This window comes from Prochlorococcus marinus CUG1435, from assembly GCA_017644375.1.
Lineage (GTDB): Bacteria > Cyanobacteriota > Cyanobacteriia > PCC-6307 > Cyanobiaceae > Prochlorococcus_A > Prochlorococcus_A marinus_AH.
The window spans coordinates 502,931-529,602 of the sequence record JAEPLP010000001.1 but is presented as its reverse complement, the minus strand read 5'-3'; the positions used below and the strand labels follow the sequence as shown (position 1 = coordinate 529,602).

The window sequence follows — 26,672 nt, the reverse complement described above, 5'->3', positions numbered from 1 at the left end:
TAATGAAAAGTGATCAGTTTTTAAAAAGAATTGATTCGTTTAATGATGAATTAATTAACTTAAGAAGACATATCCATGCACATCCGGAATTAAGTGGACTTGAACATCAAACAGCTATTTTGATAAGTGGTTTTTTAAAAAATATTGGTTGGAATGTCAGAGAATCTGTAGGTAGAACTGGAGTTATAGCCGATTTCGGCCCCTTAGATAAAGGCATCATAGGCTTAAGAGTGGATATGGATGCTTTACCAATATTTGAGGAAACTAAATTAAATTTTTCTTCAAAAATAGATGGTGTTATGCATGCATGTGGTCATGATTTACATATATCGATTGGATTGGGTGTAGCAAAGATTATTAAGGATTTAAAACTTAATTGCGGGATTAGGATAATTTTTCAGCCTGCTGAAGAAATTGCGAGTGGAGCTAGATGGATGATTAAGGATGGTGCAACTCATGGTTTAACCAATATATTAGGGGTTCATGTCTACCCCGATTTGCCTGTAGGCACTATTGGGATTAAAGAAGGAAGTTTAACTGCAGCTGCTGGAGAACTTAAGGTAGAGATCAAAGGGAAATCAGGCCATGGTGCTAGACCTCATGAAGGGGTTGATGCTATTTGGGCGGCCTCTAAAGTGATCTCGGGAATTCAAGAATTAATAACACGGAAATTAAATCCTCTAGATCCTGTAGTAATAACTTTTGGAAAAATAAATGGTGGCAATGCATTCAATGTACTTGCAGAAAAGGTTAATTTAGTTGGAACAGTTAGATGCACTAATATAAAATTATTTAAGAATATTGGTAACTGGCTCAACGAGAATATCACTTCTATAGCTAATAGTTGCGGAGCTGATGCAAAAGTAATATTTAGAGAAATTACTCCACCAGTTAATAATAATTCTGAAATCAATAGAGTTCTCAGAGATTCCGGAATTAAGGTTTTGGGTCAAGAAAATGTTATCGAATTACAAAAACCATCATTAGGTGCTGAAGATTTCGCTGAATTCTTGAATGAGATTCCAGGGGCTATGTTTAGGCTTGGTGTTTCTAGTTCAAATAGATGCGCTCCATTACATAGTTCCAAATTTGAACCAGATGAAAGAGCCATTACTGTTGGGATTAAAGTTATAACAGAATCCATAGTAAAATTAAATAAAGAAATAGTTAATACAGTTAATTAATGAGAATTGATAAAAGATTTATTTTGTCTTTTGTGGCTCCTTTTATGATCCTTACATCTGTTACTGGTTTGATCTTAAGGGATAATTCTAGGAAAATTTTTTATTTACCTATTGGTTTAATGGGGATTTCAATTATTTTGGAGAAAGATGTAAGAAGAAGATTGGATAGGAAAAATATTTTAAAGAAAATAAAGTCTTTTCAAAAAGTTAAATAAAAAATTTTATTTATTTTTACGCAATATAAGATGACTATTTTTTAGAAAAGAGCTATTAATAAGATTAATACTAGGGGTGCTAAGAAATTAAACTTAGCTGAGATCATACCCTTTGAACCTGAATCATTAATCCTGATGCAGGGAAGTGGAGATTTGATCAAACTTTAGTAATACACTTTTAAAATTTTGTAAATTATGAGAAGTTCATGGATTAAGCCTCGTCTTGGAAAAGAGAATGTAACTCAGATGAACTTTGCCAGAAACGGACATATTACTGAAGAAATGGATTTTGTTGCTAAGAAGGAGAATCTACCTGCCTCTTTAATAATGGAAGAAGTAGCAAGAGGAAGATTAATCATTCCAGCTAATATTAATCATTTAAATCTTGAGCCGATGTCTATAGGAATTGCTTCTAGATGCAAAGTAAATGCAAATATTGGGGCTTCCCCTAATGCAAGTGATATCAATGAAGAGGTTGAGAAGCTCAAGCTAGCTGTGAAATATGGGGCGGATACTGTTATGGATCTTTCGACAGGAGGAGTGAATCTAGATGAAGTCAGGCAAGCAATAATTCATGAATCTCCTGTTCCCATAGGAACAGTTCCTGTTTACCAAGCTTTAGAAAGTGTACATGGTTCAATAGATAGATTAACAGAAGATGATTTTCTTCATATTATTGAAAAACATTGCAAGCAGGGCGTAGATTATCAAACGATTCATGCTGGACTGTTAATAGAACATTTGCCAAAAGTCAAAGGAAGAATTACTGGAATTGTCAGTAGAGGGGGAGGAATTTTAGCTCAATGGATGTTGCATCATTTTAAGCAAAATCCACTTTATACGAGATTTGATGATATTTGTGAGATTTTTAAAAAATATGATTGCACTTTTTCTCTAGGTGATTCACTAAGACCTGGATGTTTGCATGATGCTTCTGATGATGCTCAGCTAGCTGAATTGAAGACCTTAGGCGAACTTACTCGAAGAGCATGGGAACATAATGTTCAAGTAATGGTCGAGGGTCCTGGTCATGTACCTATGGACCAAATTGAGTTTAATGTCAGAAAGCAAATGGAGGAATGTTCAGAAGCGCCCTTTTATGTGCTTGGTCCATTAGTGACAGATATATCACCTGGTTATGACCATATATCAAGTGCTATTGGAGCTGCGATGGCAGGTTGGTATGGAACTTCTATGTTATGTTATGTAACCCCAAAAGAACATCTAGGTCTCCCAAATGCAGAAGATGTAAGAGAAGGATTAATTGCATATAAAATAGCTGCTCACGCTGCAGATATAGCGCGACATAGAGCTGGCGCTCGGGATAGAGATGATGAACTTAGTCATGCAAGGTATAACTTTGATTGGAATAAACAATTCGAACTTTCACTAGATCCAGAAAGAGCAAAACAGTACCATGATGAAACACTTCCTGAAGAAATCTTTAAAAAGGCTGAGTTTTGTTCAATGTGTGGCCCTAAGCATTGTCCAATGAATTCAAAGATTTCTGATGAATCTCTTGATCAGTTAAAAGATAAACTTCAAGAATGTAATACTTCAGTATAGTTATCAATTAATAGTTATAGAATTTCCTTCGTCTTATTAATAACGTTTTCGACTGTAAATCCAAAATTTTTCATACATTCTCCACCAGGTGCTGATGCACCAAACTTATCCATAGTAATACAAATCCCATCAAAACCTGTATATTTATGCCAACCAAATGAATGAGCAGCTTCTACTACCACTCTCTTTTTCACACTACTAGGTAAAACACTTTCTTTGTAAGAGTCTTCTTGCTCTTCGAAAAGTTCGACACAAGGCATAGAAACAACTCTGATTTTTTTACCTAAGCTTGAAATTTCCTTACTTGCTTCAATGCAAAGATTCAATTCGCTTCCAGTACCAATAAATATTAGATCTGGTGTCCCTTCGCAATCGGAAACTATATATCCTCCAAGAGCAACTTTGTCGATTGAAGTATTTTCTTGATTTGGCATACCTTGTCTACTTAAACAAAGGGCAGAAGGTCTTTTTCGATTTTGAATAGCAAGCTTATAAGATCCACTCGTCTCATTCCCATCTCCTGGTCTGAAAACTAGCATGTTAGGCATGGCACGAAGAGAAGGTATAGTTTCTATAGGTTGATGTGTTGGGCCGTCTTCTCCTACACCAATTGAATCATGTGTTAAAACATAGATCACTCCTAATTCGCTGAGTGCTGAAAGCCTCATTGAACCTCTCATATAATCGGCGAAGACAAGGAAGGTTCCACCATAAGGAATAAGACCACTATTGTGATAGGCAATACCATTGAGTACAGCTGCCATTGCATGCTCTCTTACTCCAAAATGTAAATATCTTTTTTCAGGACTATGAGGTTGGAATGATCCAGTTTCTCCTTTAATATCTGTGTAATTAGAGTGAGTTAAATCTGCTGATCCACCAATTAATTCAGGCAGGTTTGGTCCTAAAGCACCTAAACATATTTGTGAATGCTTTCTGGTGGCTAACCCTTTATCATCAGGTGTATAAGAGGGGAGATCAGAGTCCCAATTCTCAGGTAATTGGCCTTTTAACATTCTGTTTAACTCGGCTCCTTCAGAGGGATATTTTTTTTGATATTCGTCAAATTTAGAATCCCATTCTCTCTCTAAGTTTTCGCCTTTGTTTATTGATTTTCTAAAATGTTTATATACCTCATCTGGTATTTCAAATGGAGGATATTCCCAATTAAGAAACTCCCTAGTTAATTTAGCTTCTTCTTCTCCAACAGCTGCTCCATGAATTCCAGCGGTATCAGATTTATTGGGAGAACCATAACCTATGGTTGTAGAAATTTTTATAATTGAAGGTTTGTCTTTAATTAATTTCGCTTTTTCGATAGCTTCAGTAATTCCTTTAACATCATGATTTCCATCTTCAACATGTTGTACATGCCATCCATAAGCTTCGTATCTTTTTAAAACATCTTCTGTAAAAGAAACGTCAGTTCGTCCATCAATTGTAATTTGATTATCGTCATAGAGTGCAATTAATTTTCCAAGCTTAAGATGACCAGCTAATGAGCAAGCTTCTGATGCGATACCTTCTTGATTACAGCCATCACCCATTATTACGTAAGTATAGTGATCAACAATATTGCAATCAGGCTTATTGAATTTAGCTGCTAAGTGAGTTTCAGCTATTGCTAATCCAACTGCATTTGAAATTCCAGCTCCAAGAGGTCCAGCTGTAACTTCAACACCTTCAGTTTCGAATGTTTCTGGATGTCCAGGGGTTTTTGATCCCCATTGCCTAAATTCTTTAATATCTTCTATAGAAACTGATTTATATCCTGTCAAATGAAGCAAAGAATATAAAAGCATACAGCCATGACCAGCTGATAATACAAAACGATCTCTATTAAACCATTTTGGGTTATTGGGGTTGTGATTAAGTATGTTTTGCCATAATGCATAACCCATAGGAGCACACCCCATTGGCAATCCAGGATGTCCACTATTAGATTTATTTACTGCATCTACAGCAAGCATTCTTATACTATTTACACAAAGTGATTCTAATGAAACAGATGCAGCGACCATTGTTTTTAAAAAAGTTAAGTTGGAAATAAAGAATTGGTTGTCTTCAATTCATTTTGCTGAAAGCAAGGCAAACATTGTGACCACCAAAGCCGAAGGAATTAGAAAGAGCGACTCCTACTTGAGCTTCTCTTGCATTATTTGGTACATAATCAAGATCACATTCAGGATCTGGATTGACGTAGTTAATTGTAGGAGGGATAAAATTATGTGTCAAAGAAAGTATACAAGCTACAGCTTCTATACCTCCTGAGCCTCCTAGTAGATGACCAGTCATCGACTTAGTAGAGCTTACAGGAATAAGGTAAGATCTGTCTTTAAAAATAGATTTAATTGCAGAAGTTTCATTTTTATCATTAGCTGATGTGCTTGTTCCATGTGCATTAATATAATCAACTTTTTCAATGCTGAGAGAACTTTCTTCAATTGCTAATTTGATAGCTTCGGCGCCTCCAACCCCGCCTGGAGATGGAGCAGTAATATGATGAGCATCACATGTTGTTCCATATCCAATTATTTCTGCATAAATTCTTGCATTCCTTTTTTGTGCATTTTCTAAAGTTTCTAAAACAAGAATTCCAGATCCCTCTCCAATAACAAATCCATCTCTTTCAGCATCAAAAGGTCTGCTTGCAGTTTGAGGACTGTCATTTCTAAAAGAGAGAGCTTTTGCACTAGCAAAACCAGCTACTCCAAGGGGTGTAATACTTGCTTCAGCTCCTCCACAGATCATTGCATCTGCTTTCCCAAGTTGAAGTAATCTAAAAGAATCACCAATTGCATTTGATCCCGCAGCGCAAGCGGTTGAAACAGAGGAACTTGGTCCTTTTGCACCCAAAGCGATCGCAGCCAATCCAGTTGCCATGTTTGGAATCATCATTGGGACTGTAAATGGACTTACTCTTTTAGGTCCCTTATGACTCAATATTTGAGCTTGACTTTCCATAGTTAGTAAGCCTCCAACTCCAGAACCAATAATCACTCCAATTCTTGATGCGTTAGCTTCAGTAATTTCAAGTCCAGAATCATTAAAAGCTTGCTTTGCAGCAATAACTCCAAACTGGGAGAAACGATCCCATCTTTTGGATTCTTTAGCTTCAATAAAATTTTCAGATTGAAGATTTTTTACTTCTGCAGCAAATTTGCAGGGATGTTGTTCAGGATCAAAAAGAGTAATATCTGAGACCCCATTAGTACCTGTTTGAAGACCGACTAAATATTCATCAATGTTATTACCAATTGGAGTTACTGCCCCGATACCAGTAATAACTACTCGATGGAAATTTGGCATTCTTTATTAACCTTTTTTTTCTTCGATGAATTTTACTGCATCGCCAACAGTCGCTATTCCTTCAGCTGCTTCATCAGGAATTTCAATATCAAATGCCTCTTCTAAAGCCATCACGAGTTCAACGGTGTCTAAAGAATCTGCACCTAAATCATTTTGAAAATTTGAATCTGATTTCACTTCTCCTGCTTCAACGCTTAATTGTTCTGAAACAATAGAACAGACTTTTTCGAGAATTTCTTGTGACATAGTTTATGGAAATTACTAATTATCTATATAATTTTATGCCCTAGAGTTAACAAGAGTGAAGCATATCTTAATTTTTTTAATTTCTTTGTAAGACAATAGTATTATAAAACGAGGTTCAAAAGACAATTTTTACATGTCACACGCAGTTAAAATTTATGACACTTGCATTGGATGTACCCAATGTGTGAGGGCTTGCCCACTTGATGTTTTAGAGATGGTACCTTGGGATGGCTGTAAGGCCGGGCAAATTGCATCATCTCCTAGAACTGAAGATTGTGTAGGTTGCAAACGATGTGAAACGGCTTGTCCAACAGATTTCTTAAGTATACGTGTCTATTTAGGAGATGAAACTTCTAGGAGTATGGGCTTAGCTTATTAATTTGTAGTGCACTTTAAAGACAGTCCATAATTTGTTAAATACGTATTTTTTTTCAATATAATTGAAAAAAATTGACTGTATGTGCGGAATTGTAGCTGTTACTGGTTATAAAAAAGCCTTACCATTATTAATGAATGGTTTAGAAAAGCTTGAATATAGAGGTTATGATTCTGCTGGTGTTGCGATCATTAATCCAGAAACAAATTCTATTTCATGTAACAAAGCTAAGGGAAAACTAAAAAATCTAATATGTAATCTTAAAGACAAAAATATACTCGGCACTGTGGGGATTGGTCATACTCGTTGGGCCACTCATGGAAAACCTGAAGTTAAAAATGCTCATCCTCATACTGATAGTTCAGGCACTATAGCTGTTGTTCAAAACGGCATTATTGAAAATTTTCAAGATTTAAAAATTAAATTAGAGAAAGAAGGTATCATATTTAATTCTGATACAGATACTGAGGTCATACCCCATCTTATTGAGAGAGAATTAAACACATTAAGTACACTTAATCTTGAAAATAATGGTTCAACATTGTTAGTAGCTGTTCGAAATGTAATATCTGATTTAGAGGGATCTTATGCTTTGGCAGTTTTATGGGCTGGAGCCCCAACGTCATTGGTAGTTGCTAGAAAACAAGCACCTTTGATTATTGGATTGGGTGAAGGTGAATTTATTTGTGCGAGTGATACTCCAGCTATTGCAAACTTTACAAATATTATTTTGCCTTTGGAGGATGAGGAAATAGCTTTATTAACTCCTCTTGGAATAGAGATATATGACTCAAATAACGAGAGACAATATCGAAATCCAGTTTCTTTAAAAGTCTCAGAGCAAACAATGGATAAGATGAATTTCAAACACTACATGTTAAAAGAGATATATGATCAGCCAGGGACAGCAAAAAACTGGTTGGAAAATTACTTAATTAAAAACTTAGAAAATGACCAATATCAAATCAAATATCCCTTTGATACAAAATTTTTTGAATCAATTGAAAGAGTAGAAATTATCGCTTGTGGTACAAGTAAACATGCTGCAATGGTTGGTAGCTTTTTATTAGAACAGTTTTCAGGTATCCCCACAAATGTATTTTATGCAAGTGAATTTCGATATTCACCACCTCCATTGTTGCCAAATACCTTAACTATTGGAGTCACTCAATCAGGAGAAACTGCTGACACAATTGCTGCTATAGATATGGAAATTAAAAGGCGATCTTCAATTGAAGATAAAAGATATAAGCCTAATCTTATTGCAATAACAAATAGAAAAGAGAGCTCGATAGGAAGACAGGTTTCAAATATAATTGATATCTGTGCAGGAATAGAAGTGGGAGTTGCAGCAACAAAAACTTTTTTTGCACAATTACTTTCTTTTTATGGATTAGCTATAAAATTTGCCCAAATTAAAGGAAGTCAAAGTCCTGTTGAAATAAGCAAATTAATATCTGAACTTATAAAATTACCTCAATTACTAGAAGATCTTCTTGAAAAGCATAATAAATCTTCAGAAAAGCTAGCACATGATTTTTTTAATATTAAAGATGTTATTTTTTTAGGAAGAGGCATAAATTATCCTATTGCTCTTGAAGGAGCGTTAAAGTTAAAAGAAATTAGTTATATTCACGCCGCTGGATATCCTGCCGGTGAAATGAAACATGGTCCTATAGCTTTGTTAGATAAAAAAGTACCTGTAATTTCTATTGCATCCCCTGGTGAAGTTTTTGATAAAGTTATTAGTAACGCTCAAGAAGCAAAAGCTAGAGACTCATATTTGATTGGGATTGCTCCAAAATGTAAAGGAACTGAAATTTTTGATTATTTAATGACAATCCCTCTTTCCAACGAATGGGTTTCCCCTTTGTTTAATATTATTCCTTTGCAGTTATTGAGTTACCATATCGCAGCTCATAGAGGACTTGACGTTGATCAACCAAGAAATTTAGCTAAAAGTGTAACTGTTGAATGATTATTTTTTATCAATTTTAAAATTTAAAGTTCTAAGAGTCCTTTTGGTGGTTTGATAATAAGAAAATTGTTTTTAATATCTACTATTGGTACTATTTCTTTTACAAATGGTACTAGAACTTTTTTTTGATTTTTAAGTAGTTCAATGACAAGTAAATTATTTTTCTCATTTTCTAAATTGAGAACTTTTCCAATTATTTTTAATTCATCATTTTCTAAAGTCTTGACCTCGAGATTTACGAGTTCTAACAAGTGGAATTCTTCCTTTTGTAATTTGGGTAGTTTATCGGCTTTTACAAGAATTTTAAATTTTTTCAGTTGTTCTGCATGATTTCTTGTATTTATTCCTTGGAACTTAAGTATGAAGGTTGCTTTACCAGGCTGTTTGAAACCAGATATTAGTTCTATTTTTGAAGGAGCTTCATTTTCTTTTTGTAACCATCTAATTCCCGGTTTTAAAAATCTTTCTTCAAAATCACTTAGAGATTTAACCTTTACCTGTCCATTAATTCCATGACATGATGTTATTAATCCAACAGTCAACCATTCATTTTTATTTATCATATATTGTATTAGAAAGAGTGTTTTATGGAATTGTCTACTAAACCCATTCTCCCTGGATCTTTTGTTGTTGTAAAAGATACCAACTCTATTTATAGAGGATATAAAGGGTTTGTACAAAGAGTCACAAAAAAGAGAGCAGCTGTTCTTTTTGAAGGAGGAAATTGGGATAAACTCATAACTTTTCAGCTAACCAATTTAGAAATAGTATAAAAATTATATTTTACCTGTAGTAATAAATTTTTCTATCAAAACTCTAGCTGCATTTGTTTCTGCTTGTTTATGAGACTTGCCGAATGCAGATGATTCTTTTAATCCTTCGATAAATATATCGCAAGAAAATCTTTTGGGGTCCCCATTTTTCTTCGAGACTTCTATTATTTTATAAACTGGCAAATCGAAACCTTTACTTTGACACCACTCTTGCAATACTGTTTTAGATTTGAATTTATATGGAGCTTTTAAAAAGATTTCTGAATCTTCTTCCCAAATATCATCTAACCAAAGATTTACTTCCCTAATGGAATTAAAGCACTTGTAAACAGCACCTATTAAAGCTTCTGTAGCTTCACCAATAATAGTATTTTTTGAATTTTCATCACCAAGAGCTTTAGGCCCTTTAATTATTAATTTTTCTATATCAATTTTTTCACCTAATTTAGTTAACCATTCATCACTTACAATTTGTGCTCTTAGCTCTGATCTTTCTCCAACACTCATTTGAGGATATTTTTTTTCAATAAAATTTGAAGCCGCTAATCTGAGAACTGCATCTCCGAAAAATTCTAGTTTTTCATAATTTAATATTTTGTTCTCCGAAGAGTGGATAAATGCTTGATTAAAATTTTGAATAATTGAAATATTTTGAGCACTAATTATTTCAGAAAATCTTTTTGATTTAATATTTAAAGATTTTAAAAAAGTAGTTATTTGATTAATCCTCTTTGCGTTAATTATATTTGTCATCTGATTTGAATAATCACAACAATTTAGAAAGCAGGTCATAAGCCGGGTTCTGTTCATCTTAATTTATAAGATGGGTAATCATCTATCTAGAACTGGAATTACTTCACAGTCTCAAGCGGCGCTTATAAGTAGATTGTGTAATGGTCATAAATCTACTAAGCCTTGCTCCCAGCCGGGGTTTACCTAGCCAACACTTCTCAATGTTGCTGGTGCGCTCTTACCGCACCCTTGCACCCTTGCCATACATAAAGTATTAGGCGGTATGTTTCTGTGGCACTATCCTCACGGTTGCCCGCACTGGGAATTACCCAGCAAGCCTGACCATGTGGGAGCCCGGACTTTCCTCAAGAAAGTTTTATTTTGTTTCCAAAATAAAACTTTCTCGCGATTACCTCTCCTGCTTTCATTTAGCATAATGCTTAATACTCCAAAAATCATCTATTGGGGCTGTAGCTCAGCAGGATAGAGCAACGGTTTCCTAAACCGTAGGTCGTGGGTTCGACTCCCGCCAGTCCCGTAAAAATAAAAAACTATATGTAGTATGTGTGCAAATTTGCTACTCTCTAGCTAGCGTATAGTTAGTAATAAATCTTTTATGGCTAAGTTGCATGATATGCGTTTAAAGCTTCTAATTCAACAAGAGCATGAACGCATTTCCAAATCCCAACCTAATGATTTAGATCTTTCAATAGTTCAAGCAAGATGTCTGTGCTGGCTTGCTCTATTGGCGGAAGCTCACGAAGATCAAGCAAATGATGCAGAAAAAAGAGGCGATGCAGAGCAGGCAATGGGATGGTTTGCTGATTCTATGAGACTAAGAGATGTTATTAATTTGGTTACTAGTATAGAGATACCTTTGCCAGAAAGTCCGGATTCACTAGATGAAAATGACGAATTATTGGATGGCCCTACAATTTTGCCCAAATAGTGAGATGATATAGAAAGAATTATTTTTTCTTTTGACTGAAGAACCATGTCAATGCTCTGATTGTCAGAGATTTTATAAAGAGCATGATCGTCTAATTAGAGAATTTCCTACTTTTAAGCAGCAACAAGAATTGAATTGGGCATCCATTCAATCTTTTAGAACTCTTTGTACTAAGGTTACTGATGAGTTGCAGAGAGAATTATCTGAAAGAGAATCAAATGAAGATACCAGTACAAAAGAAAAACATATTTCTGATACAGAAATTACTGAAGCTTTAGATGAACTGGAAAGTGTCAATGCCTATTTATATTCAATTGAAGCGTTAATGGAAAGAATATTTGATACAAAAATTTCAAACAATATTGAATCAAAATTTAAAGAAATTGCAAATGAATTAGCTCCAGACCCATTAAATATGGATAGATTGATTTTGAATAGACTATTTCATCAAACTCCAGATTCACCAGATAAGAAAAATATTAATTAGTTAATTCTTCCACGTCGCAAGTAATTTCAACAGGCATAGGAGATACTTTCCAAATAGATTTACAATACTCTCTAATTGATCTATCTGAAGAAAAATATCCAGATCTAGCAGTATTTAATAATGCCATTTTATTCCAAGATTTTTTATTATTCCAGCATTCACTTACCACATCTTGCTTATTTAAGTAATCTTCAAAGTCAGCCATAACAAAAAATGGGTCATGTCCTGTAAGGCTGTTTAATAAAGGTTTAAATAATTCTTTATCCCCATTGCTAAAGTGGCCTATTTCAATTAGGCGAATAACCTCTTTGAGCTCTGGGCATTTATCAATAAAAGTTTTGGGGGAGTAATTATTATTTTTTAAGTCCATAATTTCGCGTTCAGTTTTACCAAAAAGGAAGAAATTCTCTTTTTTCACTAGATCTCTCAATTCAACATTAGCACCATCTAAGGTTCCAATAGTTAAAGCTCCATTCATTGCAAATTTCATATTTCCAGTTCCAGATGCTTCTTTTCCAGCAGTTGAAATTTGTTCTGAAAGATCCGTAGCAGGATAAACTATTTCACCAAGTTTAACGTTGTAGTCTGGAAGAAAAACAACTCTTAATAGACCCTCCATATCTGGATCAGAATTGACTACATCAGCAATGCCATTTATGAATCGAATCATCAGCTTTGCCATAAAGTAGCCTGGTGCAGCTTTACCTCCAAATATTATTGTTCTTGGTACTTCATATTTGTTTGTACCATTTTTGATTCTTAAATATTGAGCAATAATTTGAAGAGCATTTAAATGTTGCCTTTTATATTGATGTATTCTTTTTACTTGAACATCAAATAAACTTGATGGGTCTACGAGTATTCCAGTTTTTGAATGGATAAAACTAGCTAATTTTCTTTTGCCATTTAGCTTAGTTTCTTCAAATTTTTCTAAAAATTTGTTGTCATCTTTTTTTTCTTCTAATTTCTTTAGAAGTTCCATATTTGTTATCCAATTTGGACCAACTTCTTCTTCAAGAAGGTTAGATAAAGATGGATTAGATAAGGCAACCCATCTTCTTGGAGTAACCCCATTAGTTACATTTGTAAATTTTTCAGGCCATAATGCTGCGAATTCAGGCAGAAGTTGTCTTTTTATAAGATCTGAGTGAAGAGCTGCGACACCATTTATATGATGGGCTCCAATTGTAGCTAAGTGGGCCATTCGCACTGATTTGGAACCTTCTTCATCAATTATTGAAAGTTTTTGAAGGATCTTGTCATCTCCAGGATAACGAAGTCTTAATTGCTGTAGAAATCTCCAATTTATTTCATAAATAATTTCTAAATGACGAGGAAGAAGATCGTTAAATAAACCTAAATCCCACTTCTCTAAAGCTTCTGGTAGTAATGTGTGGTTGGTATAAGCAACTGAGGAGGTTGTTATATTCCAAGCTTTATCCCAGCCGATTTGATATTGGTCAATAAGAAGTCGCATTAATTCTGCAACTGCAATAGCAGGGTGCGTATCATTTAATTGGACTGTCCAATGCTTTGGGAATTCTGTTATTGGTATTGATCTTTTTTCAAGGCTTCTCAACATATCTTGAAGAGAACAACTTACAAAAAAGTGTTGTTGTTTGAGTCTTAATCTTCTACCTTCGTCAGTTCCATCATTTGGATATAGAACTTTTGAAAGTGTTTCAGATGCCACTTTTTCTTCTACTGCACCATAATAATCACCAATATTGAATGCATAAAAGTCAAAACTTTCAGTTGCATCAGCTCTCCATAATCTCAATCTGTCACATGTATTTACTCTGTATCCTAAAACTGGAACATCATGAGGTACTCCAATAGCATGTTCAGAGGGAATCCATCTTGATCTGTAGTTCCCTTTATCATCTCTATAACTTTCAGTTCTGCCTCCAAAACCAACAAAACATGATTCGTCTGGTTGTGGAAGTTCCCATGGCCATCCACCTTTTAACCATTTGTCAGTTACTTCAACTTGCCAACCATCTCTAATTAACTGATTGAATATTCCAAATTCATATCTAATACCATAACCAACTGCTGGAACTTGTAGAGACGCTAATGATTCCATATAACAAGCGGCAAGTCTGCCAAGTCCACCATTTCCTAATCCGGGCTCCTCTTCAACTTCAAGAATTGTTGCCAATGATTCAATGCCAAACCTCTTTAGGGCATCTTCTGCCTCTTGAGTTATTCCAAGATTTAGAAGATTATTACTTAATTGAGGGCCTATTAAAAATTCCGCTGATAAGTAGGCGACTGTTTTTTGTGGTTTTTTTCTTATAACTTCTTGGCTAGCTAAATATCTTGTCATTAATCTATCTTTAACTGCGTAACTCAAAGCCATATACAAGTCGTGAGGACTTGCAGAGGTTGCTAACTTTCCAAGAGTGTAGAAAAGATGGGCTGTCATTCCTTGAAAAACAGCATCTGAATCCATCCCAGCTTTCTCAGGATCTAAATAACAACCTGGTGTGGGCAAGCGCAGATCAAAGGGTTCGTTGGAATTCATTGGATTAGCCATATAACAGACAATAGCCATTTTTAAGAAAATTTCTTTGTTGTAACTTCAGATCCACACTTGTTGAGTATTTTTGCTTTTTTCTTACATATTTCTTAAAGTGGGCCCTCAATAAACTATCTTCCAAGTATGTAGTTTATTTTTTACACTTAAATGTACTCTTTACTTGCTGAATTAAGTGCACATGATTTAGAAGTTGCTGAAACATTGATCGGAGTTATAAGATTTTTATTAATCTTTTTAGCAGCAAGAGCATTAGCAGAAGTATTAGTAAGACTAAGTTTGCCAACGATTGTAGGTGAGCTTCTTGCAGGGGTTGTAATAGGAGCATCAGGATTTCATTTATTGATACCGCCCTCAGCTGGAACTGAACTAAATGAAGGACTTGTAAATGTAATTAGTTCATTAGCGTCAATCCCCCCAGAAGCAGTACCTGATGTTTATTTCGAAAGCTTCCCCTCACTCCAAGCAGTAGCAACACTTGGTTTATATGCACTTTTATTTTTAACAGGCTTAGAAAGTGAGTTAGAGGAATTGGTAGCTGTCGGTGCTCAGGCTTTTACTGTTGCTATGGCTGGCGTAATTTTACCGTTTGCGTTTGGAACTCTTGGATTAATGTTTATTTTCCAAGTAGATCTAATTCCAGCAGTTTTTGCTGGAGCATCTATGACAGCCACAAGTATAGGAATTACTGCAAGTGTTTTCGGTGAATTGGGATATTTGAAAACTAGAGAAGGACAGATTGTTATTGGTGCAGCAGTTCTAGACGATATTTTGGGGATTGTTATTCTGGCAGTTGTAGTCGCCCTTGCTGCAGGAGGTACTTTAGAAATTGCTCCTATTGTTAAATTAGTTGCAGCAGCTGTAGTGTTTGTTATTGCTGCTATTGCATTAAGTAGAACAGCTGCTCCAGGTTTTGATTGGTTATTAGATAGATTAAAGGCTCCTGGAGCCGTGGTGGTAGCTTCTTTTGTGATACTTGTATTGTGTTGTTTCGTGGCAACAGCCATTGGATTGGAGGCAGCTTTAGGGGCTTTTGCAGCTGGATTGATTCTTAGTAGTTCTAAAAATAATCATGCAATACAACAATCTGTTTTACCTTTAGTTTCCTTATTCGCAACTATTTTCTTTGTATTAGTTGGAGCTGGAATGGATTTATCTGTTATCAATCCACTTGATCCAACAAGTAGATCAGCTCTTGTAGTTGCAGGATTTTTATTAGTTGTTGCGATTATTGGAAAAATTGCAGCCGGATGGGTATTTTCAAGTGATAAACCTACAAATAGATTAGTTGTAGGCTTGGGTATGATGCCTAGAGGAGAGGTTGGTTTGATTTTCCTTGGATTAGGAACAAGCGCTAAGTTGTTAACTCCTTCTCTTGAAGCAGCTATTTTATTAATGGTTATTGGAACTACATTTCTCGCACCCGTTCTATTGAGAATTGTCCTAAAAGATAAGCCCCCAAATGATGGCAATAAAATTTCAGATGATGTTGCAGCTGATCCTGTGGGTCTTCTTTAGGAAATAAGTTTATTAGAATCAAAAAACAAAAAGATTTTCAATAAATGGAAAAATCAGCTTTGATAAATGGTGATGTAAATTATGACTGGAATTTTTTAAATTACCCAATACACACTGTTTCAGCTAAACCAGAACAAACATCAAAAGAATACGCGATTTTATTAATTCATGGTTTCGGTGCTTCTACGGATCATTGGAGATTTAATATTCCTGTTTTGAGTACAAAATACGAAGTCCATGCTATGGATTTAATCGGTTTTGGAAAAAGTCCTAAGCCTCAAGACGTCGAATACTCAGGATCTTTATGGAAAGATCAGGTTATCGCTTATGTAAAAGAAAAAATAAAAAAACCTACAATTATTGTTGGAAACTCGTTAGGTGGTTATGCCTCATTAGCAGCTGGAGCAGAATTAAATGAGCTAAACGCAGGAGTGATCTTACTTAACGCTGCTGGATATTTTAGTGAAGAAAAAACTATCAAAAAGAATATGTTGCAAACTTCAATTGAAACAGTTGCCGGCATATTTTTGAAAAATATTGTTCTTCAACGTTTGATTTTTGAGAACATGAGAAATCCAAAAAACATAAAAAAAACTTTGAATCAAGTTTATGTTGATAAAAAAAATGTTGATGATTTTTTAGTTGAGTCAATAAGGAAGCCTTCTCTAGATTTCGGAGCTTTTAATGTTTTTAGAAGTGTATTTAACCCATCAGGTCCTCAGGGATTGCCGTTGGATAAGCTATTCGCAAAATTAAATGCACCATTATTACTTCTTTGGGGAGGGAAAGATCCATGGATGAACACTCCAAAAAAAAGAAATCTATATAAAAAATTTACACCAAAGAATACAAAAGAAATTATTCTTGACGCAGGACATTGTCCTCATGATGAGATACCTGAATTAGTTAATCAGCATATTATGGATTGGGTTGATTCTCTATAAGTAATAATCGTGAAACTTGAATTATCTAATGAGGAACAAGGAATTTTTGTCTTTCAATTAGATAAAAATAATTACATTAAATTTTGTCCTGAAAGAGGAGGCGTTATCACAAATTGGGTTTCGGATAGTAATGAAATACTTTATTTCGATGAAAAAAGATTTATGGACAAAACAAAAAGTATTAGAGGAGGCATTCCAATCTTGTTTCCAATTTGTGGAAATCTCAATACCTCTAGTTCAGTGTTTGGAAACGGTTATTTGCAATTACCACAACATGGTTTCGCTAGGGATTTGCAATGGCAATACTCCTTCAATGAAAATCGAAAAATTTTATGCTTTTTCTTAAATGCATCTGAAAAAACCAAAAAATATTATCCTTTTGATTTTGAACTAAAAATAGAAGTCACCTTAAAAATCAACCGTTTAGAATTTGAAATTACAATTTATAATAAAACAGACTTTGCTATGCCTATAAATTTTGGTTTGCATCCTTATTTTAAGATTTCAGATTTCAAAAATTTAGAGTTTGTTGATAATCCACTTAATTGTCAGGATCAAGAAAGAAATACTATAAGTAATACTTTGGATGAATTAAACAAAATTAATTTAGGAGTTGATCTACTTATGTATACTTCAGGTAAAAGCTCTTTTCGAGATAAAATTTTTAAAAGAGAGGTAACTTTAAATCATCCATATCCTTTTGATCTAGGCGTTATTTGGAGTGATCCTCCAAGAAGAATGATATGTCTCGAACCTTGGACTAGTCCCCGAAATTCTTTTGTTGATGGATTTAGAAAAATTATGATTCCTTCAAATGATAGTAAAGGGTTAAATGCCTCAATACAAATAAAATCTCTTAAGTAATTATGCAATACTTATGAAATTTGTTGTTATAGATGATGATCCCACAGGCTCTCAAACTGTTCACGATTGCTTATTAATGCTTAAGTGGGACTGCTCAACTTTAGTAAAAGGTTTTGAATCTAAATCTAATTTATTTTTTATTTTGGCTAATACAAGGTCACTATCGGAAAATGATGCGAAATTAACAATAGAGGAAATTTGCAAAAATCTTAAGACTGTAATTGCTTCTCAAGCCTATGAAGAAGAAATTATTTTTATAAGTAGAGGAGACTCTACTCTTCGAGGACATAACTTTTTAGAGCCAATTTCTCTAAATAGTTGCTTAGGTCCTTTCGATGCTACTTTTCATATTCCAGCTTTCATAGAGGGTAAAAGATTAACAATTAATGGATCTCATTTTGTTGATAAAACTCCTATTAGTCAAACAATTTATGCAAAAGATAAAATTTTTGGATATGAGACAAGTAATGTCAAGGATCTTTTATTTCAGCAGAGTAAATCTCAAATAAATTATGAAGATATTCAAAATCTTTTATTGTCAGATATCGAAATGCTAAATGATGAAGAAAATAATATTGTTTTTAAAACACTAAAGAATTTGAAGAATAATAAACATGTAGTTGTAGATGTAGAAAATTATTCTCAACTAAAAAAATTTTCTTTTGTAATTAAAAAATTAATTAAACAAAAAAAATTCCTTTTTCGAACTGCAGCAAGTTTTATAAGTTCAATTTCTGAGAAAAAAAGTGTCTCTCAAAGTGAAATATTTTTTTCTAATTTAAGAATAAGAAATAAAGAAAAGAGTTTTCTTCCAGGACTGATAATTGTTGGATCATATGTAGAACTTTCAACAATACAATTAAATAATTTATTAGAGAAATGTAATTGCAATCCAGTTGAATTAGATGTTTTTGAATTCTTGAAAATTATTTCATCCGATAATAATCAGAAGCGAAGGAATTTGTTTAAAAATAAATTTTTGAAAGAAATTAGATTTTCTTTTGAGAAAGGAAAAACTCCTGTTTTGTTTACTTCAAGAAAATTTATGTCTTTAGATTCTTCTGAACTATTTAATTTTTATAATTTACTTGCTTGTTTTATTGCTGAATTAGTCGCAGATTTGAAGTATGAAATAGGATATTTGATTTCAAAAGGTGGAATAACAACAAATTTGATTCTTAGTAAAGGACTTAATGCGGATTATGTTTATCTTGAAGGACAGCTTTTAACAGGCATTTCAGTGGTGACTTACAAACTAAAAAATGGCGCAAAACTTCCAATTGTTACTCATCCTGGAAACATTGGCACTAAAGATTCACTGGTTAATATTTGGAAAGTTTTTGAAAATAAAAATAATTTTTACAATTAGAAATTTGATATAATTTCTGCAGCAAAACTGCTGCAGGATAAGGGTTCTACTTTTGGTTCCATTAAGCGTGCGAGATCATAGGTGACCTTTTTTTGTTCTATTGCCTTACTTAAACCGTTAGTAATCAAGTTAGCTGCTTCATCCCAACCAAAATATTCAAGCATCATTACACCACTAAGAATTACTGAGCCTGGATTAATCTTGTTTAAGCCAGCATGTTTTGGAGCGGTACCGTGTGTAGCTTCGAAAATTGCTGCATTATCGCCAATATTCGCACCGGGAGCCATACCTAGGCCTCCAACAATTGCTGCAGCTGCATCAGAAACATAGTCCCCATTAAGGTTTAATGTTGCAAGAATTGAATATTCTTGAGGTCGAGTTTGAATTTGTTGGAAAATACTATCAGCTATCCGATCATCAACAAGAATAAGTTCTCTCCATTTCCCATCTCCGTGGGAATTTGATATTGATGCAATAACTTCTTTAATTTCTTCGCAAATGAATGCTTTTTTGTTATTTGTAAGCTTGTCAAAACCTGGTTCAATTTTTCGAGCATTATTTTCAATTGTAATTTCTGGGTTTTTCTGAATATTATCTAAAATCCAGCTCTCTCTTTCCGTAATGCAATCTTCTCTAAATTCATTTACTGCTAATTCATATCCCCAATCTCTAAATGCACCTTCTGTATATTTCATGATATTCCCTTTATGTACAAGAGTCACATGCCTTTTATTTCCTGATAATCTTTTAGCATGTTCAATTGCTTTTCTAATATGCCTTTGGCTACCAGATTTACTCACCGGTTTTATTCCAATACCTGATCCGTTTGGTATGGATCTATTTTTTAAATTTTTACTTTTTGGTATGACAACATTATTTAAGTGATTAATTAATTCAAGACAATTATTATCCTCCGCTTCCCATTCAATTCCCATATAGATATCCTCAGTATTTTCTCTGTAAACAATAACGTCTAAATTTTGGGGATTTTTATGAGGGCTTGGAGTTCCTGAATAATATTTACATGGTCTAACACAGCTATATAAATCAAAGATTTGCCTTAATGCAACATTAAGAGATCTAATACCTCCACCGATGGGAGTCGTTAAAGGACCTTTGATGGCTACACCAAAGTGTTTGATTGCTTCAATAGTATCTTGAGGTAGATAGTTATATGTTCCATAAAGTTCGCAAGCTTCATCGCCTGCATAGACTTTAAACCAATTAATTTTTCTTTCATCTCCATAACTTTTTTTAATCGCTGAATCAAGAACGATTTGAGTAGCAGGCCAAATATCAACTCCAGTACCATCACCCCTAATAAATGGGACAATTGGATTATTAGGAACACTAGGATTGCCTTGATTAAAAGTTATTATCTCGCCTTCATTAGGTAAAATTAATTTTTCAAATTTTGGCATAGCATTGAATTAATAAAAGATAACTCATTGAAGTTCCCCGTATTGTAATTTGCGATGAGTTATTTTCTTTAAAACCTAGAAATTTATTATTCAAATGTGAATAGGGAATACTTTATTGATCAGCATTTCAACATCTTTATTAAAAGAAAAAGTAGTTAATATGCAAGTTAAAGCAAATTATGTCATTTTCAAAAAAACACTCAGCTATTTATGAATGCGAGTTCAAATGTAAGAAATGTTGAAATAGCTAATAAAATTGCTTCTACTGCAGCTTTGTTTAGGAAATATTTTCCAGATGCAAGCGTAAACTTTAGTCCCTGGGACAATTCAAATAATGAATCCATGCAAGATACTATTGATTTTGCGTTTCATTTTCCTGGTTGGAGTCCTCTTATTGAATGTAGAGCAATACTCTTACAATTAAGAATTGATAATGATAATAATGACAGAGTTCCGAAATTGTTGGGAATAATAATGCGAGGTATGATTGTCCCATCCGAGAGATGGAGAGTGGCTACCATCGGTGATTGGGAAATGACTGGCACTCATCTACCGCAAAAGGAACAAAAAGATAACCTTTTTTTGGTTTGTAAAGAACTTTATAAGTTATTCTCTACAACATCCGCTGGTAACAAAAATTAGCTGTTTTACGTATTTTCCTTGTAGATTAAATACACTTACAAAAATAATTCAAAATATATGGCAGTCGCTCTTGCAGGACAATTAAGAGAAGGGACAAAAAAATCCCACACTATGGCAGAAAATACTGGCTTTGTAGCTTGTTTTTTAAAAGGAGTTGTTGAAAAAAAATCTTATAGAAAATTAATTAGTGATTTATATTTTGTTTATGAGGCTATGGAAGAAGAAATTGAAAGACTGGTCAACGAGGAACATCCGGTAATAAAACCTATAGGTTTTAAATCATTATTCAGGAAAGAAACTCTTATAAATGATCTTAAATTTTATTATGGTGAAAACTGGAAGAACGAAATTAATATCTCTCACTCAGCAAAAGAATATGTTGAAAGAATCCGAGAGGTGGCAAAAAATTCACCAGAGCTATTGGTTGGTCACCACTACACACGCTACATAGGAGATTTATCTGGGGGACAAATTTTGAAAAGGATCGCAAAAAAAGCATTAAATTTGCAGGGAAATGATGGTTTAAATTTTTATGAGTTTGAATTAATTGCTGATGAAAAGAAATTCAAGGAAGAATATTCCCTTACTTTAAATCAACTTCCAATAAATCAAAAGACTGCTGATCAAATTATTGATGAAGCTAATCAAGCTTTTACCTACAATATGAAAATGTTTAAGGAGCTTGAAGGTAACTTGATTGCTGTTTTGGGGAAGATTGTATTTAATTACATTACAAAAAAAGTAAGGAAAGGAAGCACCGAGACTTAGTAATTTATGTTTGATTCATTAGTTGATTTCCTTAAAACCAAGATTGATGAATTAAATGGTTATGAAGTACAAATATCTAGCGAATTCAAAGAACATAAAAATGAAGACGCAAAATATATTATTAAAAATTGGCTTTTTTCATCTCCCGAATATAGAAAGTGGCGAATAACAAGATTAGATGGTGGCAAAAAACTACAAGTATTAAATACGGTAGCCTATCCAAACTTTGATAGTGAAATGCCTATTTTAGGAGCTGATATTTTATGGTTTGGAACTTCTCAAAAGTTATTAGTAATACTTGATTATCAACCTTTAATTCAACAGGGCAAGTATCTTGAAAAATATTGTTCAAGTTTAGGTAGTATTAAGAAAAAATATTCTGCATTTGATAATAATAAAATGAAGAATATATATGATTCAAAAAAGTATTTCTCACCATGGGTGATTTTATGTAGAGGAAATAAATTAAATCTTGATAGAGATTTAAATAATATATTCCATTCATTTGTAAATAATTATTTGAATATTTATAAATCCAATCCAGTAAATGAATTTTTAAATACAGAAGAAATAAAGATTAATCAAATTAAATATGATAAGTACAGTTTTGAAAAAGACCCTGCAGATAAATTGTTTAAATCTTTTTTTGGAGAAAAATGGACAAAAAAATTTATTAATAAATTTCTTTTCACATTAAATAATGAGATTATTCATTGAATGTTAATACAAGATACGATTTTTTATAGGCCAGCTTGGAGATGGCATAATTTTCTAAAATATTTAACTAATAATTTAAGTAAATATAACTGTTTAGAAAAAATAATACCCTCGGAATATTCTTATAAAGATTCAACTTATGGTTCAAAAAAATCAAAAAAAAATGTGAATCTCTTTACTTGGGGTGTATCGCATAAAAAAAGAATTAAATTCGCAAGAGCAGTATGTATTAATAGTCCAAATTATTCTGTTTTGAATTTTTTAATTATTCCTAATACTATTTATAACGTCCCATTTTTTGGAGTAGATTTTGTTTCTCTACCTAATAGTCATTTATTAGTATTAGACTTTCAGCCTTCATTAAAAATAGAAAATCAGTATAGTAATAAATTATTAAAAAAATTGATAGAACTTAAAACTCGTTGTCATTCATCACTCCCTTTAGCTGAGACAATGTCTGGTGATGTAGCTAGATTTTTTTCTCCAGGAGTAATCTGGTCAAAATTACCAAAAGAAGAAAGAAGTGATTTTTTAATAGCTAATCAGCTTTATGCCTCATTTAAGGAATATCTTAATTTGTATTTGGAAATTCTTTTCGAGAGCAAAGAAGCCAATATGGAACTGCAAAAAGAATTAATAAATGGTCAAAATAATTATTTAAAATATAGAAGAGATAATGATCCAGCGAGACCAATGTTGTCGAGTTTGTTTGGTAAAGAATTTACTGAATCTTTAATTAAAGAAGTTTTATTTACTACTTAAAAGTCTTATAATTTATTGGAATTTGAAATCATATGAAAAAAATCTCTGTTCTTTTTGTATGTTTGGGAAATATTTGTAGGTCTCCTGCAGCAGAAGCTATCTTTATAAGTCTACTTGAAAAGAAAGGATTAACCGATAGCTTTATTGTAGATTCTGCTGGAACTGGGAGTTGGCATATTGGGAAAAAAGCTGACTCTAGGATGAGAATTGCGGCAGAAAGAAGAGATATAAATATCTTAAGCAGGGCTCGTCAAATTACTAGCAAAGATTTTGACGAATTTAACTATATTCTTGCTATGGATAACTCAAATTTTAGAAATATACATGATCTTAAAAATAGAACAGCTTCAACTGATTTTGCATCAATTAAAAAAATACAAGATTTTAGATCAGTTTTTCATGAGCAAGAAGTTCCTGACCCGTATTTTGGAGGTGATGAGGGCTTTGACTATGTCCTTGATATTTTAGAAGACTCTGTAAACGGTTTTTTGGGAAGTATTTCTTGAATTTATTTGATCTAAGCCTCTTTAGGAATCTTGTCATTATAAAGATCAATAATTTTATCTACTACCTCATTAATGGAATATCTATCCGTAATAATTTCTATTGCATCATTAGCTTTTATTAGAGGTGAAATTTCCCTATTGGAATCTTCAAAATCTCTTTTCTTGATAAGTTGCTTTAAGGTATCAAGATCTATTTCTTGTGAGTCTTTACTTTGTTCGTCAGATTTCCTTCTTTTGGCCCTTTCATCGATGCTAGCAGTTAAAAATATTTTAAGTTCTGCATTAGGAAAAACAGTAGTTCCTATATCTCTTCCCTCAGCCACGAGCCCGCCTGATTCTCCAATTTTTCTTTGTTCTTCTACTAAGAATTTTCTTACTTCTTTTATTGAAGAAATTTGAGAAACAATGGAACTTATCTCTTGTGATCTAATTTCTTCAGTAACACAGTAGTTATTAATAAAAACATCCTGATGTGAATTTGTATTTGACTTGAAAACAATAGATATATCTTTAAGAATATTCTGTAATTTTTTTTCTTTTTTATAATCAATACTTTTTTTTATCATAAGCCAACTCAATGCCCTATACATTGCTCCAGTGTCTAAATATAAAAGTTTAAGTTTCTTCGCTATTAACTTTGTTACAGTACTTTTACCTGATCCTGCAGGACCATCAATTGCAATAATTGGTCTTCTTTTCATTAGAAAAACGTGATCAATTAATCTTGTTTCTCTACATCTTACCGCACCAGCAAGTAACGAAATATTATCCTCAAGTCTTGCTTTTTGGAGTGTATGAGGATGTAAATGTTCCAAATATTCAATTGTAATTTTTTTTGCTGATAGCTTTTTAATTATTTCGTTTAAATTAATCTTTTTTTCTTTTTGAAAAATTTTTTTTGCCTCTAACAACTCACTTGAAAAAAAACTAATCAATTTTCTTTCGTTTTTTGATAAATGTACATTTCGTGAACTTAAAGGAATCCCATCAAAATCTCTTTGTGTAGCAATAGATTTAATAGCAACATTTAATTTTTTACTTTGGACAAGATTTTTTAAAATTAAAAGTTGTTGCCAATCTTTTTCTCCTAAGTAAAGATTTTTTGGCTTGATGAGATTAAGTAGTCTATAAACTACTGTACAAACGCCATCAAAATGTCCAATTCGATTTAATCCACATAATGCAGAAGATAATTCTTTGGGAGCTTTTAGGAATTTAATATTTTTATTATTCGGTGGATATATATCTTCATTACTTGGGATGAAGATGGCATCTGCGCCATTTGAAAAAGAGATTTTTATATCATTATCAATTGTTTTAGGGTAATTCTCTAAATCTAACTTGTTATCAAATTGAAGTGGATTAATGAAAATACTTACTAAATTAACATTAGAATTGTCATTTTTTGCTGTTGATATTAGTTTTATATGTCCATTATGAAGATTACCCATTGTTGGAATGAAGTTAATTTCACTATTTATATTTCTCCTCCAATTTTCTATTTCTTCAGTTTTCCTTATGATAACTTTCTTCACTTGTTTTTAAAAAATAAATCTATTTGATAAATAATTACTGGACAAAAGCAATCTTCAGAGGAATATCTATATAGGGAAAGTCTATCATTTTTATTTAATGGATTACAAAACATCAGGTGTTGATATAGAAGCTGGGCGAGAATTTGTTTCCGAAATTAAACAGGCAGTTGAAGGAACTCATACATCAAATGTGATTGAGGGCATTGGTGGGTTCGGAGGTTTGTTTAGAATTCCAATCGATATTTTTAAAAAACCAGTTCTTGTTTCAGGAACTGATGGTGTTGGAACAAAATTAGAATTAGCCCAAAGTAAAAACTTCCACTTCGAGGTTGGTATAGATTTAGTTGCTATGTGCATGAATGATATTATTACTAGCGGCGCAAAACCTTTATTTTTTCTTGATTATATTGCTACTGGTAAGCTTGATAAGAGACAATTATTGCATGTTGTAAAGGGTATTGCACATGCTTGTGGAGAAAATAACTGTTCATTACTCGGTGGAGAAACTGCTGAAATGCCAGGATTTTATTCAAAAAATAAGTATGATCTTGCAGGATTTTGCGTAGGAATAGTTGACGAGGATAAGCTTATTGATGGTAAAAAAGTATCTGAAAATGACTTAATAATTGCTTTAAAAAGTAATGGAGTTCATAGTAACGGATTTAGTTTAGTAAGAAAAATAATTCAAAATAATAATCAAATAGATGAAGAATTTGAAAAAGTTTCTCACTTAAATTTTTATGATGAGTTATTGAAACCTACAAAAATTTACAATAAAATAATTAACCAAATTTTATCAGAAAATATAGAAATTAAAGCAATGTCTCATATTACTGGTGGAGGAATTCCAGAGAATCTACCAAGATGTATGCCTTCTGTTTTTATTCCTTATATTGATACCAATTCTTGGGATATACCCATTTTATTTAAATTCTTAAAAGAGAAAGGAACGATTCCTGAAAAAGATTTTTGGAATACTTTTAATCTTGGTGTGGGATTTTGTTTAATTATTGATAAAAAATTTAAGGATCCAATATTAAATATCTGTAAAGATCATGATATAGATAGTTGGGAGATTGGAAAGATAGTTCGAAAAGACGATTCAATAATTAGTAAATTTTTGCCAGAAATATTAACTTAAGTTTTTCTTTCAACTTTTTAAAATGAGTTTTAAAAAATTATTTTTTATACACAAATGAAAAAGATAAGTGTAATATAATAAAATCACAGCCGAATCATATCGGAAGTTTAAGTATTTAGATTTAACCTTTT

At 32.8% G+C, this 26,672-nt stretch carries 26 protein-coding genes, 1 tRNA gene, 1 other RNA gene and 1 riboswitch; of the genes, 19 read left to right on the top strand and 9 right to left on the bottom strand.

Annotated features, from left to right (window positions below; genetic code table 11):
* The first annotated feature begins 2 nt into the window (after window positions 1–2).
* The 3 genes from JJ844_03085 to thiC all read left to right on the top strand — a co-directional run bounded on the left by JJ844_03085 (window position 3) and on the right by thiC (window position 2,965).
* Window positions 3–1,184: an amidohydrolase gene (locus JJ844_03085; protein MBO6974659.1), complete on the top strand. Its 1,182-nt coding sequence runs from the start codon at window positions 3–5 to the stop codon at window positions 1,182–1,184.
* A complete protein-coding gene (locus JJ844_03080) occupies window positions 1,184–1,399 on the top strand; it encodes a DUF3188 domain-containing protein (GenBank protein MBO6974658.1) in 216 nt (71 codons plus the stop codon). Before JJ844_03085 ends, JJ844_03080 begins: the two co-directional genes overlap by 1 nt.
* A gap of 62 nt (window positions 1,400–1,461) precedes the next feature.
* A riboswitch (TPP riboswitch) is annotated at window positions 1,462–1,560 on the top strand.
* Between the two features lie 34 nt (window positions 1,561–1,594).
* Window positions 1,595–2,965: a phosphomethylpyrimidine synthase ThiC gene (gene thiC, locus JJ844_03075; protein MBO6974657.1), complete on the top strand. Its 1,371-nt coding sequence runs from the start codon at window positions 1,595–1,597 to the stop codon at window positions 2,963–2,965.
* A 14-nt stretch (window positions 2,966–2,979) separates the two neighbouring features.
* On the opposite strand, the gene tkt is transcribed toward thiC, so the two are convergent.
* The 3 genes from tkt to acpP are packed head-to-tail and all read right to left on the bottom strand — an operon-like array spanning window position 2,980 to window position 6,520.
* Window positions 2,980–4,986 carry a transketolase gene (tkt, locus tag JJ844_03070; protein ID MBO6974656.1) on the bottom strand — a complete coding sequence of 669 codons (2,007 nt, stop codon included), beginning with the start codon at window positions 4,984–4,986 and terminating at the stop codon, window positions 2,980–2,982.
* Between the two features lie 43 nt (window positions 4,987–5,029).
* Window positions 5,030–6,274, bottom strand: a complete 1,245-nt coding sequence (fabF, locus tag JJ844_03065; protein ID MBO6974655.1) for a beta-ketoacyl-ACP synthase II — start codon at window positions 6,272–6,274, stop codon at window positions 5,030–5,032.
* A 6-nt stretch (window positions 6,275–6,280) separates the two neighbouring features.
* Window positions 6,281–6,520, bottom strand: a complete 240-nt coding sequence (acpP, locus tag JJ844_03060; GenBank protein MBO6974654.1) for an acyl carrier protein — start codon at window positions 6,518–6,520, stop codon at window positions 6,281–6,283.
* Between the two features lie 133 nt (window positions 6,521–6,653).
* On the opposite strand from acpP, the gene psaC reads away from it, so the two are divergent.
* Window positions 6,654–6,899 (top strand): photosystem I iron-sulfur center protein PsaC, encoded by a 246-nt coding sequence (gene psaC, locus JJ844_03055; protein MBO6974653.1) that lies wholly within the window; start codon window positions 6,654–6,656, stop codon window positions 6,897–6,899.
* 79 nt (window positions 6,900–6,978) lie between these two features.
* Complete coding sequence (glmS, locus tag JJ844_03050) at window positions 6,979–8,874, top strand: glutamine--fructose-6-phosphate transaminase (isomerizing) (protein ID MBO6974652.1); 1,896 nt, start codon at window positions 6,979–6,981, stop codon at window positions 8,872–8,874.
* A gap of 23 nt (window positions 8,875–8,897) precedes the next feature.
* Here glmS and rimM read toward each other — a convergent pair whose 3' ends face one another.
* The gene (gene rimM / locus JJ844_03045) at window positions 8,898–9,437 is read right to left on the bottom strand and encodes a ribosome maturation factor RimM (protein MBO6974651.1); all 540 of its coding nucleotides are present in this window, start codon (window positions 9,435–9,437) and stop codon (window positions 8,898–8,900) included.
* Window positions 9,438–9,461: 24 nt separating this feature from the next.
* On the opposite strand from rimM, the gene JJ844_03040 reads away from it, so the two are divergent.
* Window positions 9,462–9,647, top strand: coding sequence for a DUF3252 domain-containing protein (locus tag JJ844_03040; GenBank protein ID MBO6974650.1), 186 nt, complete (start codon window positions 9,462–9,464; stop codon window positions 9,645–9,647).
* A gap of 3 nt (window positions 9,648–9,650) precedes the next feature.
* Here the strand turns inward: JJ844_03040 and JJ844_03035 are convergent, their stop codons facing one another.
* Window positions 9,651–10,400 (bottom strand): ribonuclease III, encoded by a 750-nt coding sequence (locus tag JJ844_03035; GenBank protein MBO6974649.1) that lies wholly within the window; start codon window positions 10,398–10,400, stop codon window positions 9,651–9,653.
* Window positions 10,401–10,422: 22 nt separating this feature from the next.
* Window positions 10,423–10,805, bottom strand: an RNA gene (rnpB, locus tag JJ844_03030) — RNase P RNA component class A.
* A gap of 38 nt (window positions 10,806–10,843) precedes the next feature.
* Between rnpB and JJ844_03025 the strand changes: the two genes are divergently transcribed.
* The 3 genes from JJ844_03025 to JJ844_03015 all read left to right on the top strand — a co-directional run bounded on the left by JJ844_03025 (window position 10,844) and on the right by JJ844_03015 (window position 11,815).
* Window positions 10,844–10,917, top strand: a tRNA-Arg gene (locus JJ844_03025).
* Window positions 10,918–10,995: 78 nt separating this feature from the next.
* Complete coding sequence (locus JJ844_03020) at window positions 10,996–11,328, top strand: hypothetical protein (protein ID MBO6974648.1); 333 nt, start codon at window positions 10,996–10,998, stop codon at window positions 11,326–11,328.
* Window positions 11,329–11,359: 31 nt separating this feature from the next.
* A complete protein-coding gene (locus JJ844_03015; GenBank protein MBO6974647.1) occupies window positions 11,360–11,815 on the top strand; it encodes a hypothetical protein in 456 nt (151 codons plus the stop codon).
* On the opposite strand, the gene JJ844_03010 is transcribed toward JJ844_03015, so the two are convergent.
* Window positions 11,808–14,354: a glycogen/starch/alpha-glucan phosphorylase gene (locus JJ844_03010; GenBank protein ID MBO6974646.1), complete on the bottom strand. Its 2,547-nt coding sequence runs from the start codon at window positions 14,352–14,354 to the stop codon at window positions 11,808–11,810. The genes JJ844_03015 and JJ844_03010 overlap by 8 nt on opposite strands.
* 150 nt (window positions 14,355–14,504) lie before the next feature.
* Here JJ844_03010 and JJ844_03005 point away from each other — a divergent pair, with 150 nt between their 5' ends.
* From JJ844_03005 to JJ844_02990, 4 genes are read left to right on the top strand one after another with little or no spacing between them, the layout of a single operon-like run.
* Complete coding sequence (locus JJ844_03005; GenBank protein ID MBO6974645.1) at window positions 14,505–15,872, top strand: cation:proton antiporter; 1,368 nt, start codon at window positions 14,505–14,507, stop codon at window positions 15,870–15,872.
* A gap of 44 nt (window positions 15,873–15,916) precedes the next feature.
* The gene (locus JJ844_03000) at window positions 15,917–16,816 is read left to right on the top strand and encodes an alpha/beta fold hydrolase (protein ID MBO6974644.1); all 900 of its coding nucleotides are present in this window, start codon (window positions 15,917–15,919) and stop codon (window positions 16,814–16,816) included.
* 9 nt (window positions 16,817–16,825) lie between these two features.
* Window positions 16,826–17,680, top strand: coding sequence for a galactose mutarotase (locus JJ844_02995; protein ID MBO6974643.1), 855 nt, complete (start codon window positions 16,826–16,828; stop codon window positions 17,678–17,680).
* A gap of 13 nt (window positions 17,681–17,693) precedes the next feature.
* Window positions 17,694–19,049 (top strand): hypothetical protein, encoded by a 1,356-nt coding sequence (locus JJ844_02990; protein ID MBO6974642.1) that lies wholly within the window; start codon window positions 17,694–17,696, stop codon window positions 19,047–19,049.
* Here JJ844_02990 and JJ844_02985 read toward each other — a convergent pair.
* Window positions 19,046–20,470: an NADP-dependent isocitrate dehydrogenase gene (locus tag JJ844_02985; protein ID MBO6974641.1), complete on the bottom strand. Its 1,425-nt coding sequence runs from the start codon at window positions 20,468–20,470 to the stop codon at window positions 19,046–19,048. The genes JJ844_02990 and JJ844_02985 overlap by 4 nt on opposite strands.
* Window positions 20,471–20,680: 210 nt before the next feature.
* Here JJ844_02985 and JJ844_02980 point away from each other — a divergent pair, with 210 nt between their 5' ends.
* The 5 genes from JJ844_02980 to JJ844_02960 are packed head-to-tail and all read left to right on the top strand — an operon-like array spanning window position 20,681 to window position 23,865.
* Window positions 20,681–21,112, top strand: coding sequence for a hypothetical protein (locus JJ844_02980; GenBank protein ID MBO6974640.1), 432 nt, complete (start codon window positions 20,681–20,683; stop codon window positions 21,110–21,112).
* A gap of 57 nt (window positions 21,113–21,169) precedes the next feature.
* Window positions 21,170–21,880, top strand: coding sequence for a heme oxygenase (biliverdin-producing) (locus tag JJ844_02975; GenBank protein MBO6974639.1), 711 nt, complete (start codon window positions 21,170–21,172; stop codon window positions 21,878–21,880).
* Between the two features lie 6 nt (window positions 21,881–21,886).
* Window positions 21,887–22,597 (top strand): 15,16-dihydrobiliverdin:ferredoxin oxidoreductase, encoded by a 711-nt coding sequence (locus tag JJ844_02970; GenBank protein ID MBO6974638.1) that lies wholly within the window; start codon window positions 21,887–21,889, stop codon window positions 22,595–22,597.
* On the top strand, window positions 22,598–23,359 hold the full coding sequence (locus JJ844_02965; protein ID MBO6974637.1) for a phycoerythrobilin:ferredoxin oxidoreductase: 762 nt from the start codon (window positions 22,598–22,600) through the stop codon (window positions 23,357–23,359).
* 32 nt (window positions 23,360–23,391) lie between these two features.
* Complete coding sequence (locus JJ844_02960; protein ID MBO6974636.1) at window positions 23,392–23,865, top strand: low molecular weight phosphotyrosine protein phosphatase; 474 nt, start codon at window positions 23,392–23,394, stop codon at window positions 23,863–23,865.
* Between the two features lie 11 nt (window positions 23,866–23,876).
* On the opposite strand, the gene JJ844_02955 is transcribed toward JJ844_02960, so the two are convergent.
* Window positions 23,877–25,400, bottom strand: coding sequence for a bifunctional pantoate--beta-alanine ligase/(d)CMP kinase (locus JJ844_02955; GenBank protein ID MBO6974635.1), 1,524 nt, complete (start codon window positions 25,398–25,400; stop codon window positions 23,877–23,879).
* A 97-nt stretch (window positions 25,401–25,497) separates the two neighbouring features.
* On the opposite strand from JJ844_02955, the gene JJ844_02950 reads away from it, so the two are divergent.
* A complete protein-coding gene (locus JJ844_02950; protein ID MBO6974634.1) occupies window positions 25,498–26,541 on the top strand; it encodes a phosphoribosylformylglycinamidine cyclo-ligase in 1,044 nt (347 codons plus the stop codon).
* The last annotated feature ends 131 nt before the right edge of the window (window positions 26,542–26,672 follow it).